15 protein-coding genes are annotated in these 16,329 nt (G+C 40.7%); 4 read left to right on the forward strand and 11 right to left on the reverse strand.

What is annotated here, in order from left to right; all coding sequences use genetic code 11:
* Nucleotides 1-63 precede the first annotated feature (63 nt).
* Together NMG88_RS08925 and NMG88_RS08930 are read right to left on the reverse strand one after the other, a co-directional pair.
* Nucleotides 64-1,236 (reverse strand): methyltransferase domain-containing protein, encoded by a 1,173-nt coding sequence (locus NMG88_RS08925; protein ID WP_254035338.1) that lies wholly within the window; start codon nt 1,234-1,236, stop codon nt 64-66.
* A 175-nt stretch (nt 1,237-1,411) separates the two neighbouring features.
* Nucleotides 1,412-2,374: a glycosyltransferase family 9 protein gene (locus NMG88_RS08930; protein ID WP_227351093.1), complete on the reverse strand. Its 963-nt coding sequence runs from the start codon at nt 2,372-2,374 to the stop codon at nt 1,412-1,414.
* A gap of 79 nt (nt 2,375-2,453) precedes the next feature.
* On the opposite strand from NMG88_RS08930, the gene ispD reads away from it, so the two are divergent.
* On the forward strand, nt 2,454-3,146 hold the full coding sequence (gene ispD / locus NMG88_RS08935) for a 2-C-methyl-D-erythritol 4-phosphate cytidylyltransferase (protein ID WP_042155817.1): 693 nt from the start codon (nt 2,454-2,456) through the stop codon (nt 3,144-3,146).
* Between the two features lie 4 nt (nt 3,147-3,150).
* Nucleotides 3,151-3,744, forward strand: a complete 594-nt coding sequence (locus tag NMG88_RS08940) for a hypothetical protein (RefSeq protein WP_235751891.1) — start codon at nt 3,151-3,153, stop codon at nt 3,742-3,744.
* Here the strand turns inward: NMG88_RS08940 and dusA are convergent.
* On the reverse strand, nt 3,674-4,666 hold the full coding sequence (gene dusA, locus NMG88_RS08945) for a tRNA dihydrouridine(20/20a) synthase DusA (protein ID WP_042155813.1): 993 nt from the start codon (nt 4,664-4,666) through the stop codon (nt 3,674-3,676). The two genes, NMG88_RS08940 and dusA, sit on opposite strands and share 71 nt — an antisense overlap.
* A gap of 5 nt (nt 4,667-4,671) precedes the next feature.
* The gene (locus tag NMG88_RS08950) at nt 4,672-7,164 is read right to left on the reverse strand and encodes a VIT domain-containing protein (protein WP_254035339.1); all 2,493 of its coding nucleotides are present in this window, start codon (nt 7,162-7,164) and stop codon (nt 4,672-4,674) included.
* Between the two features lie 290 nt (nt 7,165-7,454).
* On the opposite strand from NMG88_RS08950, the gene lpxB reads away from it, so the two are divergent.
* Nucleotides 7,455-8,675 (forward strand): lipid-A-disaccharide synthase, encoded by a 1,221-nt coding sequence (gene lpxB, locus NMG88_RS08955; RefSeq protein WP_202807851.1) that lies wholly within the window; start codon nt 7,455-7,457, stop codon nt 8,673-8,675.
* 156 nt (nt 8,676-8,831) lie between these two features.
* Here the strand turns inward: lpxB and NMG88_RS22670 are convergent, their stop codons facing one another.
* From NMG88_RS22670 to NMG88_RS08985, 7 genes are all read right to left on the reverse strand, one after another.
* Complete coding sequence (locus tag NMG88_RS22670; RefSeq protein WP_367399920.1) at nt 8,832-9,113, reverse strand: SUMF1/EgtB/PvdO family nonheme iron enzyme; 282 nt, start codon at nt 9,111-9,113, stop codon at nt 8,832-8,834.
* Entirely contained in the window at nt 9,032-10,126 is a 1,095-nt protein-coding gene (locus tag NMG88_RS08960; RefSeq protein WP_254035340.1) for an RNA-directed DNA polymerase, read from the reverse strand. Before NMG88_RS08960 ends, NMG88_RS22670 begins: the two co-directional genes overlap by 82 nt.
* Nucleotides 10,087-10,437: a diversity-generating retroelement protein Avd gene (gene avd, locus NMG88_RS08965; protein WP_235752992.1), complete on the reverse strand. Its 351-nt coding sequence runs from the start codon at nt 10,435-10,437 to the stop codon at nt 10,087-10,089. Before avd ends, NMG88_RS08960 begins: the two co-directional genes overlap by 40 nt.
* A gap of 105 nt (nt 10,438-10,542) precedes the next feature.
* Complete coding sequence (locus tag NMG88_RS22580; protein WP_346732946.1) at nt 10,543-13,626, reverse strand: SUMF1/EgtB/PvdO family nonheme iron enzyme; 3,084 nt, start codon at nt 13,624-13,626, stop codon at nt 10,543-10,545.
* Between the two features lie 100 nt (nt 13,627-13,726).
* A complete protein-coding gene (locus NMG88_RS08975; RefSeq protein ID WP_254035341.1) occupies nt 13,727-14,704 on the reverse strand; it encodes an AAA family ATPase in 978 nt (325 codons plus the stop codon).
* Nucleotides 14,680-14,916, reverse strand: a complete 237-nt coding sequence (locus tag NMG88_RS08980) for a hypothetical protein (protein ID WP_254035342.1) — start codon at nt 14,914-14,916, stop codon at nt 14,680-14,682. The genes NMG88_RS08975 and NMG88_RS08980 overlap by 25 nt, the downstream gene beginning before the upstream one ends.
* The gene (locus tag NMG88_RS08985; RefSeq protein WP_254035343.1) at nt 14,895-15,587 is read right to left on the reverse strand and encodes a hypothetical protein; all 693 of its coding nucleotides are present in this window, start codon (nt 15,585-15,587) and stop codon (nt 14,895-14,897) included. Before NMG88_RS08985 ends, NMG88_RS08980 begins: the two co-directional genes overlap by 22 nt.
* A 211-nt stretch (nt 15,588-15,798) precedes the next feature.
* Between NMG88_RS08985 and NMG88_RS08990 the strand changes: the two genes are divergently transcribed.
* The gene (locus NMG88_RS08990) at nt 15,799-16,308 is read left to right on the forward strand and encodes a cysteine dioxygenase (protein WP_254035344.1); all 510 of its coding nucleotides are present in this window, start codon (nt 15,799-15,801) and stop codon (nt 16,306-16,308) included.
* Nucleotides 16,309-16,329 lie beyond the last annotated feature (21 nt).

Genomic DNA, 16,329 nt, shown 5'->3' on the forward strand with positions numbered 1-16,329 from the left:
CCTAATCTAAAGTTACTGAATATCACCTTAGATCAGGACTTATTATAACCTTTTTTTCAATATTTAACAACAACTAGAACTCACAGGAGCGCAACAGGAATCATCGGAATTGGTGATGGTAACGTGATAATGCTCTCCCTTGGTTTCTTCCGGTTTGCGAATAGCATTCCGTCTACAATCAAATTCTGGGGCTGATTCTAGGGGGATAGTTTCATGGGGTAAAATTCCTAAAATATCTTGATAATAGGGGCCGTTTATGTTATTATAAATTTGGTAGGTTTTATCACAAACTGCCATTCTTTCCCCCCGATATAAAATATGTCCGTCATCGTCCATGACTTGTTTCCAAGGCCCTTTATAAATCACGGCTTGGTTCACATCTAAACAGGGGCCGTCTTTGCCTTTAAATGCAGTAACTGTTAGGGAACGAAACTCAATGCCATCAATCACTTGCCAAGGTTCTTCTTGTCGGGCTAATATCTCAATCCCATAAAATCCGGCCTGTTCAAAACGTTCTAAAAATTCATTTTCCCGAAACGCTCCCGCAATACAACCACTCCAAAGATCGGGATCATTTAAAATCCTGGGTGTGGGATCTTGATCGCAAACAATATCGGAAATAACTGCCCTTCCGCCCCGTTTTAAGACTCGATAAATTTCTTGAAATAGTTGATCCTTATCCTGGGGACGGACTAAATTTAAAACACAATTAGAAATAACAACATCAACACTATGGTCAGCAATTAAAGGATTATGTTGACGTAGGCGATCGCATTCTAACTCAAATTTCCCCAGATCTTCAATAGATTGAATCGGATTAACCGTTAACCACCGTTGAACTTGATCTAAATCTAAGGCTAAATCCTGAATTTTTGCCTTAACAAAACTTGTATTAAAATAGCCTAATTTCTCCGCTATTTCCGGTTGATGGCTGCGGGAAAGAGTCAACATTGTATCATTAAAATCCACCCCGATCACTTGACCGGATGATCCTATTTTTTGGGCGATCATATAACAATTTTTACCCGCCCCGGAACCTAAATCAACTACGGTTTCCCCTGGGTTTACATAACGAGTAGGATCACCACAACCATAATCTTTATCTATAATTTCCTGGGGAATAATTTCTAAATATTGATTTTCCTGATATTCCACCGGACAACAGAGGGAAGGTTGTACCGTTTGGGCTCCCGCTTTGTAGCGTTCAATAACTGTTTCTTCAATATTGTAATTCATATCACGGATTTAAGAGGATTTGAACACGGATTAAGAGGATTTCACGGATTTCACGGATTTTAATTAGTTAATGGTTCACTATTAACTGTTCACTATTAACTGACAACTATTAACTGTTCACTATTAACTGACAACTCTTAACTGATAACTGATAACTGTTAACTGATAACTGATTTCATCCGCCCCAGATTTTTTTAATTACTTGATCGGGAGAGATATCAGACATTTTGCCTGAAGGAGATTTAAGCCCAATTACCCGATCGCTTTTTGGTAATAATTTAGCGGGTTCAGTTGGGCCAAATAGGGCGATCGTATAGGTTCCCACCGCAACGGCTAGGTGCATCGGGGCGCTATCGGTACAAAGCATTAAATTCGCCGAGGCGATCATCGCCGATAATTTACCAATATCCTCCGGTTGGGTGACTTTAACCTGGGGACAAGATTCGACAATTTGCCGCACTAAGGCCCCATCTTCTGGCCCCTGGACAATGATCACGGGGAGGTTAGGTTGGCGCTGTTGAATATCTTGAATAATTTTTTGCCAACTGGTCACGGGGTAGATTTTATCAATGCCTTTTTGTTTGGCTAACTGGCTAGATCCCCCATGAATCAAAATATAACCACTATCCTTGACTCCTAACCGTTTCTGTTCCGCTTCTCCCCAGTCGAGATCCAGTTTGGGCACATTAATTGATAATCCTGGGAAGGGACTAATAATATCCAACCCTTTGAGCAGGTCATAATACATTTCGGCGGCGTACTGCTCTGGTTTTAAGGGGACTGGGTTGCTAATAAATAACCCCTCACCCCCGCCTGCGTAACCAATGCGGGTGGGGATACCCGTTAACCACAATAACAACCCGACTGTCCAACTTTGACCCAGGGAGACTACCACTTCATATTCCCGGTCACGGACAATTCCTAAAAAATTTCCCCAGTCGGCCAAACTGTTCCGTCCCTTGAAATCATAGGTTAAAATTTCAGAAACGGACTTACAAACTCGATAAGCTCCCCTGGCTCTGGGTTCTACCATAACAGAAATTTGGGCTTCGGGATAGGCTTGCTTGAGGCCATCAAGGGTGGGAAAAAACAGGATTTGATCGCCTATTCCACCTGGGACAAGGGCTAGTATTCTCATAATTAAAGAGTTAATCTACAAGGTCAGCTTAATTCTAATATGAACATAGAATTGTCAATCTTACCTCTAAATTTTCACAATGCACCTATTAATTCCGGCGGCGGGTATGGGACGAAGAATGGGGAGCGATCGCAACAAATTGCTCCTAACTTTATTGGATAAACCCCTATTAGCCTGGACACTTGAAGCGGCGGAGGCGGCGACGGGTATTGACTGGATCGGGATCATGGGTCAACCCGTGGATTTTCCCGACTTTCAGGAAATTTTGGCCCAGCTTAATTTAACTAAACCCGTCGAGTTAATTCAGGGGGGTGAAACCCGTCAACAATCGGTTTATAATGGCTTACAGGCCTTACCAACCGATGCGGAGCGGGTGTTAATTCATGATGGGGCGAGATGTTTGGCCACACCGGAGTTATTCGAGCGCTGTGGGATGGCTTTGCAGACTTGTTCGGGGTTAATTGCGGCGGTTCCAGTTAAGGATACGATTAAGGTTGTTGATCAAAATGGGTTAATTTTAGAGACACCCGATCGCCAACAATTATGGGCGGCGCAAACTCCCCAAGGTTTTGAGGTGAAATTATTAGAAGAATGTCATGATCAGGGACGTCAACAGGGTTGGGAAGTCACCGACGATGCCGCTTTATTTGAAAAATGTGGGTTATCCGTTCATATTGTTATGGGAGAAGAAACTAATTTGAAAGTGACAACTCCTGTAGATCTAAGTGTGGCCGAATTTATTTTAAGATCAAAAATCAAAAATCAGGAATAAAAATATGATCGCCAAAACTACACTGAATAACTGGAAAAATATCTTAATTCGTGAGTTCATTAATCTCGGAATTATTAATTTATATTTAGCCTCATCCTTTAGTATTTTAGTAACCTTAAATTCCCTAGCTTTAGTTAAATATGGCATTAATGGCTTTAACTACGGAATTGAGATTATGGGAGCTTTAGTTTTAGGAAAGGTAATTCTTTTATCGGAAAAAATGCCAATTGTAGAACGCTATCAAGATAAGCCGTTAATTATTTCGGTGGGTTATAAATCCGTTTTATTTACCATCATTGCTTTGTTTTTTAATAGTATAGAACATTTAATTGTAGGTTTATTTCAAAATGAATCTCTGGAACGGATTTTAATAGAATTTAAAAATCAAGTTTCTCAAATTGATTTATTTTATCAAATTTTATGTTTATTGATTGTTTTTATTCCTTTCTTTATGATGAGAGAATTGAATAAAATCTTAGGAAAGGGAACCTTATTTAATTTGTTTTTTAACAATAGGAGTTTGAAGGTTAAGGAAGTTGCTTCAATGCCTGCTCAAGAACTTCTACTCCAGCATGGGTCAGATGGGCATTTTCACTAATATAACGTTTCCAGGCTTTTGTCCCTGGTTGTCGGGCAAATAACTCTAAAAAATGGCGGGTCATACTATTTAATTTTACCCCTTTTTGTAACCAATATTCCAGATAGGGATACATAGCTTCTATGACTTCTTGACGGGTCAAGGGAGGTGTCTTTTCTCCATAGATTTCTTGATCCGCCGTTGCAAACAAATAGGGGTGATCATAGGCGGCGCGTCCGATCATCACAGCATCAACAAATTGCAATTGATCTTTAACTTCTGCTAAGGTTTTAAACCCGCCATTAATTTCAATAAATAGCTGGGGAAACTCTTGTTTTAAACGATGAACTTCTTCATATCTTAATGGGGGAATAGTCCGGTTTTCTTTGGGGCTTAAACCCTGTAACCAAGCTTTGCGTGCATGAACAATAAAATGTTGACATCCGGCGTTAGCAACTATTCTGACAAAATGCGCCATATATTCATATTTGTCCTGGTCATCAATACCAATTCGATGTTTAATTGTCACCGGAATATTAACGACTTTTTGCATTGCTTCCACTGCTTTAGCTACTAACTCCGGTTGCGCCATTAAACAAGCCCCAAAATTACCATTCTGCACCCGATCACTGGGACATCCCACGTTTAAATTAACCTGGTCATATCCCATATCTTCGGCTATTTTAGCGCAAGTTGCCAGATGATTCGGATTATCTCCTCCTAATTGTAATACTAGGGGTTTTTCTTCGGGTGAAAATCCCAATAATTGCTCTTGATCTCCATGCAAAATTGCCGCCGTTGTCACCATTTCGGTATATAGCAAAGTTCGCCGGGTGATTTGTCGCATAAAATAGCGATAATGGCGATCGGTGCGATCCATCATTGGTGCAATACTGAGGGGATAAACCTGATTTGAGGTGACAATTGAGGTCGGAAGATTCATGGAATTTAGGATTTTGTGGCTTTTAATTCTAAGGTGATTTTGAGTTTTCCACTCACGGGGTTAGACGGTTGCCAAGTTAAGAGCGATCGGCGAATTTTATCAATAATCATTGCCTGTTTTATATTATTATCTAAATCCAGATTAGAGTCAATATCATCAAAAATGGCTCGTTGGACATTTCCTTGATCAATAATCATTTCAAAGGTCACTTTTCCATTGATTTGATCGGCTAAATTTAAGCCTTGTAAATAACGGTTGAGGTCATTAATTAGGGTGCGATCGCTAATTCCTGCAACTTCAACAACTGTTATTTTTACAGGACTATTTCCGACTGCATTAATATTTGTGGGTTCCGGGTTTATTCCCCAAATAGGAGGAGGCGGTGGCGCAATTTCTGGACTACGTTGACCGCCATAATTATTATAACCAGATGCAGAACGAGTTGGCCCGAAATTAATAGGAGCAGATGAGGGTAATTGAGCAGGTTTGGGTGTGCCAAAAATACCATCATAACTCACCCCTTGGGGCAATTCTAGGGGAACTTCTACGGTTTGACGGGTTCCATTGGGATCGACTCTAACTTCTTCGCTGACGGCGATAAAAGCGGTATATTCTGATAGTAATTGATAGGATAAAGCGGTGCGTGTTACCCCTTCAACCCCTGACTTTGTTTCCCCGGAAAACATTTGATTCATCAGGTCTTTAATTCTCGCCCGTCCCCACAATTTAGCAATGGCAATGTTACCAGATTCGTTATTATTGATCTCAGGAAAATTAACGGGTAAGGTTTGTTCATAGCGATCGCCTTTTGCGGTTATTCCGGTGATTTTTAATAAGCCATTACGCCGATCTAATTTACGCCCAAACAACACTAAAGGTTGATTATCAAACAAATCTGATAAGCTGATCGGATAAATTTCGGGTTTTAATCCTTCCCCTTGCCAAGTGATTTCCATATCTGTTAGAATGGGGTTATTAATTTGTTTGAAAAAAGTTTCCACAACGGTTTCTGTAGGTTCATCTTGACGCACAATTTGGGTTGTTCCCCGGCCGATTTCTCCCAAACGATTAAGTAAAAAAAGATTGACAGAACTTCCCACCCCAAAGGCGTACAATCTATTTCCGGGTTTAAGTTTATTTTGAACTTCTGCAATTATTTCTTGATCATTTCCAATATATCCATCTGTTAATAAAACGATACTACGTAGGCGACCCGTCGGGGGAGAGGGAAATTTCATTACCGTCTGGATTCCATTTAATAATTCCGTCCCGCCATTAGCTTCTAATTGATTAATATAATTCAAGGCTTTTTGTCGGTTAGCGGCGGTATTTTCTAGGGGAGTTTCTGATAGGGTATTGGTGGTATTGGCAAAATCAATAATATTAAAGGTATCTTCGGAATTTAATCCTTGAATAAATCTTTTCATTAATTCTTGAGATTTTTTCAGGGGTTCTCCTTCTTGGGAACCGGAGGTATCCATCAGAAAAATAACATCTTTCGCAATAATTTGATTAGGATTATAACTAATTGCAGGTAACAAATAGGCGGCAAAATGTCCTCCCTGTTGATCTACTTCTGTTAATACCGATGCTCTGGTATTTTCTCCTGAAATCTGATATCTTAGAATTAGATCTTTATTGGGAATTTGATCGGATTGATCTAAACTAACAAATATCCGATTTCCCTGCTGTTGGGTAATAATTTTATGGGAAGTTGATCGGACATTTTCAATCGCAACCCCCGCATCAATTTCAACATCAACTTGAATTTTATGGGGGGATTTTGTCTCTCGGTCAATAATTGGTGACGTGATCCGATCCGCATCGGGAACTTGATCGGTATTGGGTTGATTTTTATTAATTAATTGACCGGGAATATAACGGGGGCCAACTACCATCGGAAACACAAATTCATAGTTTCCCCCTTCAAATTTTAATTGATCAATATAGCGAATCGTTACGGATATTTGTTCGCCGGGTTGAATATTAGCTACAGACTGAGTAAAGATATTATCTCTTTCCTGTTCTAATAATGCGGTGGTGCGACCTTGAGCTTTAGCCCGTTGATAGATTTCCTTGGCGTCTTCTCGGGTTTCAATTTTGGATTTTATGGTGCGATCGCCTATTTTAATTACCATCTGATCAACGGCGGCTTGATCGGGAAGGGGAAATACATAAATCGCTTCTAAAGGTTCTTTAAAAGGATTTTCAAAGGTTTGAGAAACTTCAACCTGTGAAACATTCCCCGAAATTTTAGCCTTAACCTGGGTTTGTTTTAATGGAAAAACTTGGCTTTTAGTTTCAGATTGAACATATAAATTGCCTAATTGTTTATCCATGGTTTGTTGAGGAAGTTGTGCTAATTTTAATACTGAGGATTGACGATTCAACTGTTGAGATAAAATAGCAAAACTTGGGGGAGTATTTACCATAAAATTCAAACTATTGAAAATCATAATTCCCAAGGAAAGCCCGGCTATATTTGATAAAGAGTTCATAAATAAAATTGTCATTATTTGAGTTAGACTATTAATTGGAGATACTCACTAAGACCCGATTCTGATTATAAACGTTCCTGAGTCAGATCACTTTTTTACAGTCCCAAAACGACCGGAGGAAAAGCTACAATTTTTGTCTGTGAATAGTGATTGTATCGTTTGTTACTTCGTCTGAATCATCAGATTTTCAGGAAAATTCAGCAGGGACTAAATAAACGGCTATAATCTGAGGTTGGGTTATGAATAAAACCGATCTAATCCGTTCCCAAATTATTTACTATTGAGTTCTAATGCTTCCAAATCAAACCCTAATTCGGATTTTTATAAGTACGGGAGAAGTCTCTGGCGATTTACAAGGGTCAATGTTAATTGAAGCCTTATTTAGACAAGCTAAAAATCAGAATATCCCTATAGAAATTATAGCATTAGGCGGGGAAAAAATGGCCGCAGCCGGAGCAATATTATTAGGAAATACTACAGGAATTGGTTCCGTTGGGCTTTTAGAATCTTTACCATATATTATTCCGACTTATTTAATTCAGCAAAAAACTAAACAATATTTAAAAAATCATCCCCCCGATATTGTAATTTTAATTGATTATATGGGGCCGAATATTGGTATCGGAAATTTTATTAAAAATCACTTCCCCAAATTGCCGATTTTCTATTATATTGCACCGCAAGAATGGGTGTGGTCATTAGGTTCAAAGAGTACGGAACAAATTATTAAATTAACCGACAAAATTTTAGCGATTTTTCCAGAAGAAGCCCGTTATTTTAAATCAAAAGGTGCCCAGGTAACTTGGGTGGGTCATCCTTTATTAGACCGGATGAAAACGGCCCCCAGTAGAGAAGAATCTCGGATCAAATTAGGGATGAAACCCGATGAAATTGCGATCGCTTTACTTCCGGCTTCCCGATGGCAAGAAATTAAATATTTAATGCCAATATTATTAGAAGCTGCTAAACAAATTCAAGTCAAAATTCCTGGGGTTAAATTTTGGATTCCCGTATCTTTACCCGAATATTATAAAACCATAGAAACCGCCATTAAAAACTATCAATTAAATGCGGTTTTAGTTTCAACAAAAGCAGGAAATTGTCAAACCTTAGAAGTAATATCCGCCGCTGATTTAGCAATTACCAAATCAGGAACCGTTAACTTAGAAATTGCCTTATTAAATGTTCCCCAAGTTGTGGTTTATCGAGTCAGTAATTTAACCGCTTGGCTGGTTCGTCGTTTCTTAAATTTTTCAGTTCCGTTTATATCCCCAACTAATTTAGTCCAAATGCAAGCCATCGTGCCTGAACTTGTTCAAGAAGAAGTGACTCCTGAAAATATTGTGCGAGAGGCAATAGAATTGCTAACTAATCAACCCAAAAGACAGAAAATATTAAATCACTATCAACAGATGAAACAGGCATTAGGAGAGGAAGGAGTCTGCGATCGGGCGGCGTTAGAAATTCTCAGTAGTATAGCAGGGAACACCGGAACAGTAAACAGTGAATGAGTTTGCTGGATTTAGAAGTGTCCTAACTGTAATGCGTAGCGCTATAGTGGTCAAGCCACTGTTCAGTTAATTCCTACCAAGCGACTTGACCCAGTTTGATTTTTGGATGCTGTCGCCACCATCTCAGGCACAGGTCTGGACTCTTGATCATACTCCTCACGAATTCCCATCCGCTAGTTCCGATACTCCAGAGTCTTGCACACTAACCAGGGACGCACCAACAACCCAACAAACCCGAAAGCCGTTGTTGTTGTTGAAGTTGTCGGGGGTGTTCCTGTCACGATTAGCAGAACGGCAGTTATCAGGATTGTTGATCCACGAACCGCCCCGCAGACATTGGGATGCCTGTCCCTTCTCTACTCCCTCGTCCAAGCGAGTGAAGCAAATATCTGTTGGCGCAAATGCCAGGTATCTCCGTGGGCGAGGTGGGCGAACCAACTGTTGAGCGATCGCATCACGTGAGATGAGTAGATTTTACCTTGAATGGTGTCTCGTTTGAGTCGCCTTAACCGTCTTCTTCCCCGTCTGAGGTTTTCGGTTCTGACCCGTATTGTGTGGGGAAAAACACGAAATCCCATAAAGTTTCCGCCGTGTTTGGTTTCAAATAGTTGGCTTTTTATCGGGTGAATTTTTAAGCGAAATTGGGCTAAATATTCCTCTAGGGCTATTCGACAGTCGGCTAAAAAGATAGGGTCATCTGAGAACAGGGCAAAATCATCGACATAACGAACATATTTGCTAACTTTGAGTTGTTCTTTGATAAAATGATCGAATCCATTTAGATAAATATTAGCAAAGGATTGACTGGTTAAATTTCCAATGGGTAAACCTCGTTTTCTTTCTAGGGGTGTTAATAAATTATCTCCAGGGAAATACTCAATCACGGGAATCTGTTCATTACTTTGAACAATAATCAGATCAATTAACCAGAGGGTCTCTTTACATTTAATTTTACGGCGAATAACAGTTTTAAGAATTTCATGATCAATACTGGGAAAATATTTTTTTAGATCACACAGAAGGACGTAGCGACTGGAATGGGCAAATTGAGTAAACTTTTTTAAAGCTTTATGGGTTCCAAATCCAATCCGGTTGGCGTAGGAATCGGCAATAAAGGTACGTTCAAATATAGGATAAATCACTGCACAGAGGGCATGGTGAACAACACGATCTCGATAAGGGGCGGCGGAAATCATCCGACGTTTGGGTTCAACTATTTCAAAGGTTCTATATTCTCCAGGTTGATAGGTTTTTGTGGTTAATTCTTGTTTGAGTTGAGCCAGTTCTAGTTCTAAGTTATAGTTAAATTTGAGAACATTGGGACGAAATCTTTTACCCCGTTGGGCTTTTTTGGTGGCGGCGTAGAGGTTTTCAAAGGCAATGATTTGGGGCCAGAGGTTGCCGTATCGTTTCATGGCTTTTTCTTGCGATTTTGTTGGTGTTTTATCCATCCCCCTAAATCCGTTCCAATATCGTTAATTTGTTGTCCAGCAAATTCATAGCGGTCTAGGGAGATGAGTTGAAAGTCTAACAACATTCGAGTTTGGTAACGCAGAATATCGAGTTGACTGTTTATGGATTCTAAATAGGAAAGTTTTTCGGCTGAATATCTTGCCAAAATTAGGGTTTCTAAGATATCATAGAGACAGTTGATCATGCGATCGCCTAACATGAATTTGTGATCCTTGGGCAAACGATTTAAAATGGGAACATACCATTTGATCAAATCGTAGGTTTTTTGGATGATTGGGAGTTCTTCCATTAACAAAACTTAATATTTTAGAAAAAATAAAAACGCTCGCTTCGCTCGGACACAAGGGAAAAGAAAAAAGAAGGGTAGAGGGCAAAAGAGCTAAAGAAAACAGGGCTAAGAATCCCGCACACTAACCAGGGACGCACCAACAACCCAACAAACCCGAAAGCCGTTGACGTTGTCGAAGACGTCGGGGCGTCCGGCGTAACGATTAGCAGAACGGCAGACATCAGGAAGGCTGATCCACGAACCGCCCCGCAGACATCGCCTCTGTTCATCAGTTAATAAGTTGACTAAATTTTCAACATTATAGATTTGATAACGATTATCATTATCATTCTGCTCATCCCAAACTTCTCCTTGTGTTGGCGCTCCTTGATAGTTTTCATGCCAGGGGTCGGCGCACCATTCCCAGACATTGCCATGGAGATCATACAGTCCGAAGGCATTGGGAGGGAATTGACCAACGGGGGTAGTTTCTTCTCGATATTTTCCCTTGGGTTCGTTTGCATAGGTATGGTTGCCATAATAATTGGCTAAATCACTGGTTAGGGTTTCCCCAAAGTAAAATGGGGTGGTAGTTCCAGCGCGACAAGCATATTCCCATTGGGCTTCTGAGGGTAAACGATAGGGGCGTCCGGTGCGTTGGAGTAGTCGGGCACAGAATTCGACGGCATCGTACCAGGAAACGTTTTCTACGGGTCGGTGAGAACCCCCCCTAGCCCCCCCTTGGTAAGGGGGGGAACTGGAGGTTTCTGAAGCCCCTGTTTCTAAAGGGGGTCGGTTAGAACCCCCCCTAGCCCCCCCTTGGTAAGGGGGGGAACCGGAGGTTTCTGAAGCCCCCCCTTTGTAAGGGGGGGTTGGGGGGGGTTTGCTTGTTAAAGGGGGTTGGGGGGAAACTCCTAAAGCCCCCCCTTGGTAAGGGGGGGTTGGGGGGGTATCTTTAAAACGAGAACAGTCAGGATCAAGATCCCGTTGAATTTTAGGCCCCTTAGCCACGGCTTTCCATTGGGCTTGGGTGATGGGATATTTGGCCATGAAAAAAGGAGGGACTGTAACTTGATGTTGGGGGTATTCGTCGTTGTCTCCTTCCCCCTCCAGTGAACCCATGAGGAACGTCCCCCCAGGAATATAAACCATGTCTAAGGTGACTCCATCCCCCAGGTCTTCGGTGAAATATCGGGCTTGTTCGGGTTCCTGTTTGGGTTCCTGTTTGATAATTTCACCCTTTTTGTTAACAGTAACGGTTTCAAAACTAAAGGTTTTCAGAGGAATGCGACCGAGTACACTACCCGGTTTTGCCAGTTCAACTCCCGCTAAAGTAACGGTTTCCTCCTGACCTAAATATTGTTCCCATTCCCGTTGGGCGTTTTCGGTTTCTCGACGAATACCTCGCGCTTCGGCGCCATATCCTTTAGCCGCAATTAATAAGGGTTGATATTTTTTATCGGTTAAAACCGAGGATAGGGTTTGTGCTAATTCCGACCACTGGACTAACTCGGATTTATTATTTTCTAAATAGGCTTTTTTCAAGGATTTTGCCAACTGTTGCACGGCTTCATCCTGTTGGTCAGTATAGGCTAAGGCAGCCCATTGTTGTCGTTCATAAAGACTCCCTAACCAATGGGGAAGTGTAGATTTTAGCTGTTTTTTTAGGTATTTAATGATAAAATCAGATAATTCTTTTAGTCGTTTTTCTCCTTCTTGGTCTGTGAGTTTGATCAATAATTGATTACGGATATCTGGTTCTATTTCATAGAGTTCTATTAATTCTTCTTCCACGGGTTGGCAAAAGTCTGATAACAATATATCCGCTACTGCATACCAAGGAAGTTCAAGTTTAGGGTGAAAAGGGACTAAAAATTTTTTCCAAAGACGATAGAGAAGGTCTGGAGTTAAAGTTAGGGGAAAGGCGGCATGGGACGCTAGGTTTAAATAGGAATTACCGTATTGTTGGGTAAAGCTATTAATTCGACTGGTGGCGTCGAAGTCCCAGTTAAGAGAACCCCCCCAACCTCCATTGGTAAGGGGGGAGTTAGAGTCTTGGGAAGTTTCTGGGGAAGAACCCCCCCAACCCCCCTTGTTAAGGGGGGAGTTAGAGTTAGTCCCTTTAGTAAGGGGGGAGAAAGAGTCACCCCAGCGTAACCAGCGCAGCATTTTTTGATATTCTGCGGGTGTGAGGGCAAACATCGGGACTTGTTTGGGGTATATTTTGGCGATATCCTCCGCAGTGGTATCTAACCAACGGTGACGGGGGAGAGGGTTTAACCAAGCGACACGGGAAACGGTATCGGTGAGGAGGTTGAGAAATTCTACGGTTTCGTCCCAACGGTCAGGGACTGAACGTTGTTTCGCTGCGCCAGCATCACTAATAATTAAAGCAACGGTATTGTTAGGGGAAAATTGGCTTAAAATTTCGATATCTTCCCCTTTTCGCAGTTGGGGGTCAAGATATAAGCTATCGGTTGGGCAGTTATGGAAATAGTAAACCGTCGCGTCTGACCACAGGTTAACCCAATGGCGACAAAGGGGATGAAAGGGCGCCATTGAGCCTTTTTGGTCGATGAGTAATAGGACTTTTGGGGGTATTTCTAGGGTCTGGGTGGGGGCGAAAACAGGTTTAATGAAAAAACCATCTTTGGTAATTTGTTCAACGGTAGCGGGAATATCTATTTCTTTGAAAAAGGTTTTTGGACGTTGAGGTTTAAAGGTTTCCCATCCTTTCCGCAGTTGTTGACGACTTACGGGGAAATAATACCTTTCTTGCCAATTTACAGAAATAGCAGTTCCCACTTGCAGGTTTTGGTTTTCAATTGTTAGGTATTCTTCTAATTCTCCATCGCCCCCATTTCCAAGGGGGGTTGGGGGGGTCTCAACAGAATTTTCTGGAGTAGTGACTAATTGTTGTTTACCTCCATCGCCCCCATTTCCAAGGGGGGTTGGGGGGGTCTTATCGGGGTTTTTTGAACTTAAAATTAACTCTTGCCAACAGTCTTCAAACCGATGTTGTTCTTCTGGAGATTTAACCCAAACGGCTTGACAAAGGTATTTTATTTTATCAAAATTAGTCGGATCAAAACCATCATCAATAGACTGGGTTAAGGCTTCCACAGCAAAATTATACTGGTCAATTCCTAGGGGAAAATCAGCTTTTTTGAGTAGGTTAAATAATTTTCGCAGTGGTAAAGCGGTTGTCATTTTTGAGGTTAGGTTTTACAGGGTTATAGAGTTCTGAGATCCATTTCTGGCGTAGGTCTGTAGGCGCGCCTCGCCCCTACAGACCCGTTGAATCATTAGGTTAAATATCCTGATAACTATTAGAACTCTGATGATCTTTACATAACGTACTTGGTAGAGGAATTCCTGGTTTTTCGAGCATAGCCTTAATTTCCCCCGTAGGATAGTCATAAAGGGCTTTAAACCAATCAATTAATTCACTGGTACTAACTTGTTTAGGAAGTTCATCTTCTTCCATTGCTGCTCGCAGTTCCAGAAATTTATCTAAAGCATTTTTAACTATGATAGCCGGAGGATTCTTAAACCGACTATTAATAATTTCGGTTAACCGTATGCTATCAGGAAATTCCACATAATGATATAAACACCGTCGCAAAAAGGCACTGGGAAGTTCCTGTTCTCGGTTAGAGGTAATAATAATAATCGGTGGTGCAGCTTTATTAGCACGTTCCCAACGGGGTTCGCCATTGTCTTCTCGAATTTCTTTAACTAGGAATTTCTGTTGGTCAATAGCTAATAATAAATCATTGGGTAAATCTTTATCAGCTTTATCTATTTCATCAATTAAAACAATAGTCCGACAGTCCTGTTCTCGAAAGGCATAACCCAAGGGCCCCCAGTTAATAAAATTTTCTGGTTTACGAGGGTTAATACTTTCATCTTGTACCCTTTCTTTGTCTAATTGTGCGGCTTGAAGTCTCCCGACATAATCATAAGTATAAAAGCCATCCTGGGCTTTACTGGTAGATTGAATATTCCAGAGTCTATATTTCCAGTGAATATCACGATAACGTTGATTCAGTTGATAAGCAACCGCCGCCGCCAACTGACTTTTCCCACATCCGGGCTCTCCTTCCAAGAGTAACGGACGGTTAAGACGAATGGCTAAATTAACCGCTTCTATTAACCCATCACTGGGATAATAGGGATAAATTTCTTGGTCAACTAAATCACTCCATTCGCCACCTTTAGGGGGTTGGAATTCTTCAGTTTCATCTTTTATATATTTAGGGTTTATCGGGGTGGGTAGGTCTGCCATTGTCGCATTAAGTCCTCATATTGACAGTTAAAAGTTTCCACTATATTATTCAACAGTTGAAAAGTATCGATATCTTTACCAGAAATTATACAATCCTTGAGTAAATTTTGAGCAATTGACTGGGCTTCTTCATCCGATTTTAATATCCTCTGCTCAAATTGTGAGGAGAATTTTAAATTCAGGCTTAAAATCAGATCTTGCGCCAACGACATTTATGCACCATTAAAAAGGCTTGTTTATAATTATTAATACCAGTTTGCTTTATTACTTTAATTTGAGACTGGTGATTAAAAGCAGTTAATTCTGAAACTAGCGCCTGGATTTTAAGTGTATTAATATCGGGAGAATCACTCTTTATTTTTTCAAAATAAGATTTATAATCTTTCGGTGCTATACCCAAAGCATCCCAGAAAGCCGCAAAAATATCTTCGTCAATTTCCTGTTTACAGTCTAAAAATCTTCTCCAATTAGGATTAGTAATATTATAAAATCTCACTTTTTTTTGATTTGATTTTATTAAATCATTGATTATTTCTACTAAAGCAATTCTTTTAATGGATTTATTAATAAACTCCTGAGTCACATATTGTATAACAATTTCATGAGAAGATTCTCCTTTCCTATTTCTTGATTCTTTCTTAACAAAAACTTCCTCGTCATTTATCCAGTCTAAAAAATCTTGTATAGGAATATCAACATCGTCATCTTTTCCGTCTTTTTTAAACTTCTTAGCAAAAGCGTTTCTAAATTGATATTCACTCGCAAGCATTAAGGCTTTTTCAGAATTATTGATAGCCCACTTCTTCGGCTCCTTCTGAGTTTTCTGTTTATGTGCGTCCTCAATCATTAACTTGCCCTTTTCAGAAGCTTTCCCTAGAACCATATTTCAATCAATTTGCAGCCTAAGAGTCGTCAGCGTGCTCGACCCGTGATCAAAGTTCCACACTCATCTTTAGATCATGCCATCTTATGTACAGCTTGATCACACAATTTTCAGGTCTGCACCTAGGATGGCATAGCCAGCTTAGATAGCGACGATGAAAAGCCAATGATCCAATTGCCAGTTTAGACAATCAACCAAAGGCTCAAAACTAATGATTACTCAGATTGTACAGAAGAATGACGGTGCTTTATCACCGGACAGGGTTATTCATCGCTTAACCATCGAGAACTTCCTGATCAAAATCAAGGCAATTCCATCTTACCAGTTAAGCCTGGAGACATTCAAAGATCTGGTGACTCGCTTGCATTTACCGAAGGAATGTTGGGAAGCATTTGTGCTCTTTCTCCCTGACCGCTATGGACATCAAATCCTGTTTCGTAATGATCATGTTGAGGCGCTGGTGATGTGTTGGGGGCCAGGTCAACTGTCAGGTATCCACCCGCACAAACAGGCAGCCTTAAATATTACAAAAGTGTTGCAGGGGTCTATCACGCAGCAACGCTATATTACTGATGGAAAAAAGAAATTATTTCTGTGGAAACAAGAAACCGTAAGTGCGGGGGAAATCACCTGGACTGACCGTTATGAATACCACCAGTTAATTAATAACAGTGCTGAAGATTGCGTAACTTTGCACGTTTATTCTCCCGTTCGAGGTTAGCAATTAAACCCCAAGGAAAAG

This window comes from Planktothrix agardhii (assembly GCF_904830935.1).
Lineage (GTDB): Bacteria > Cyanobacteriota > Cyanobacteriia > Cyanobacteriales > Microcoleaceae > Planktothrix > Planktothrix agardhii.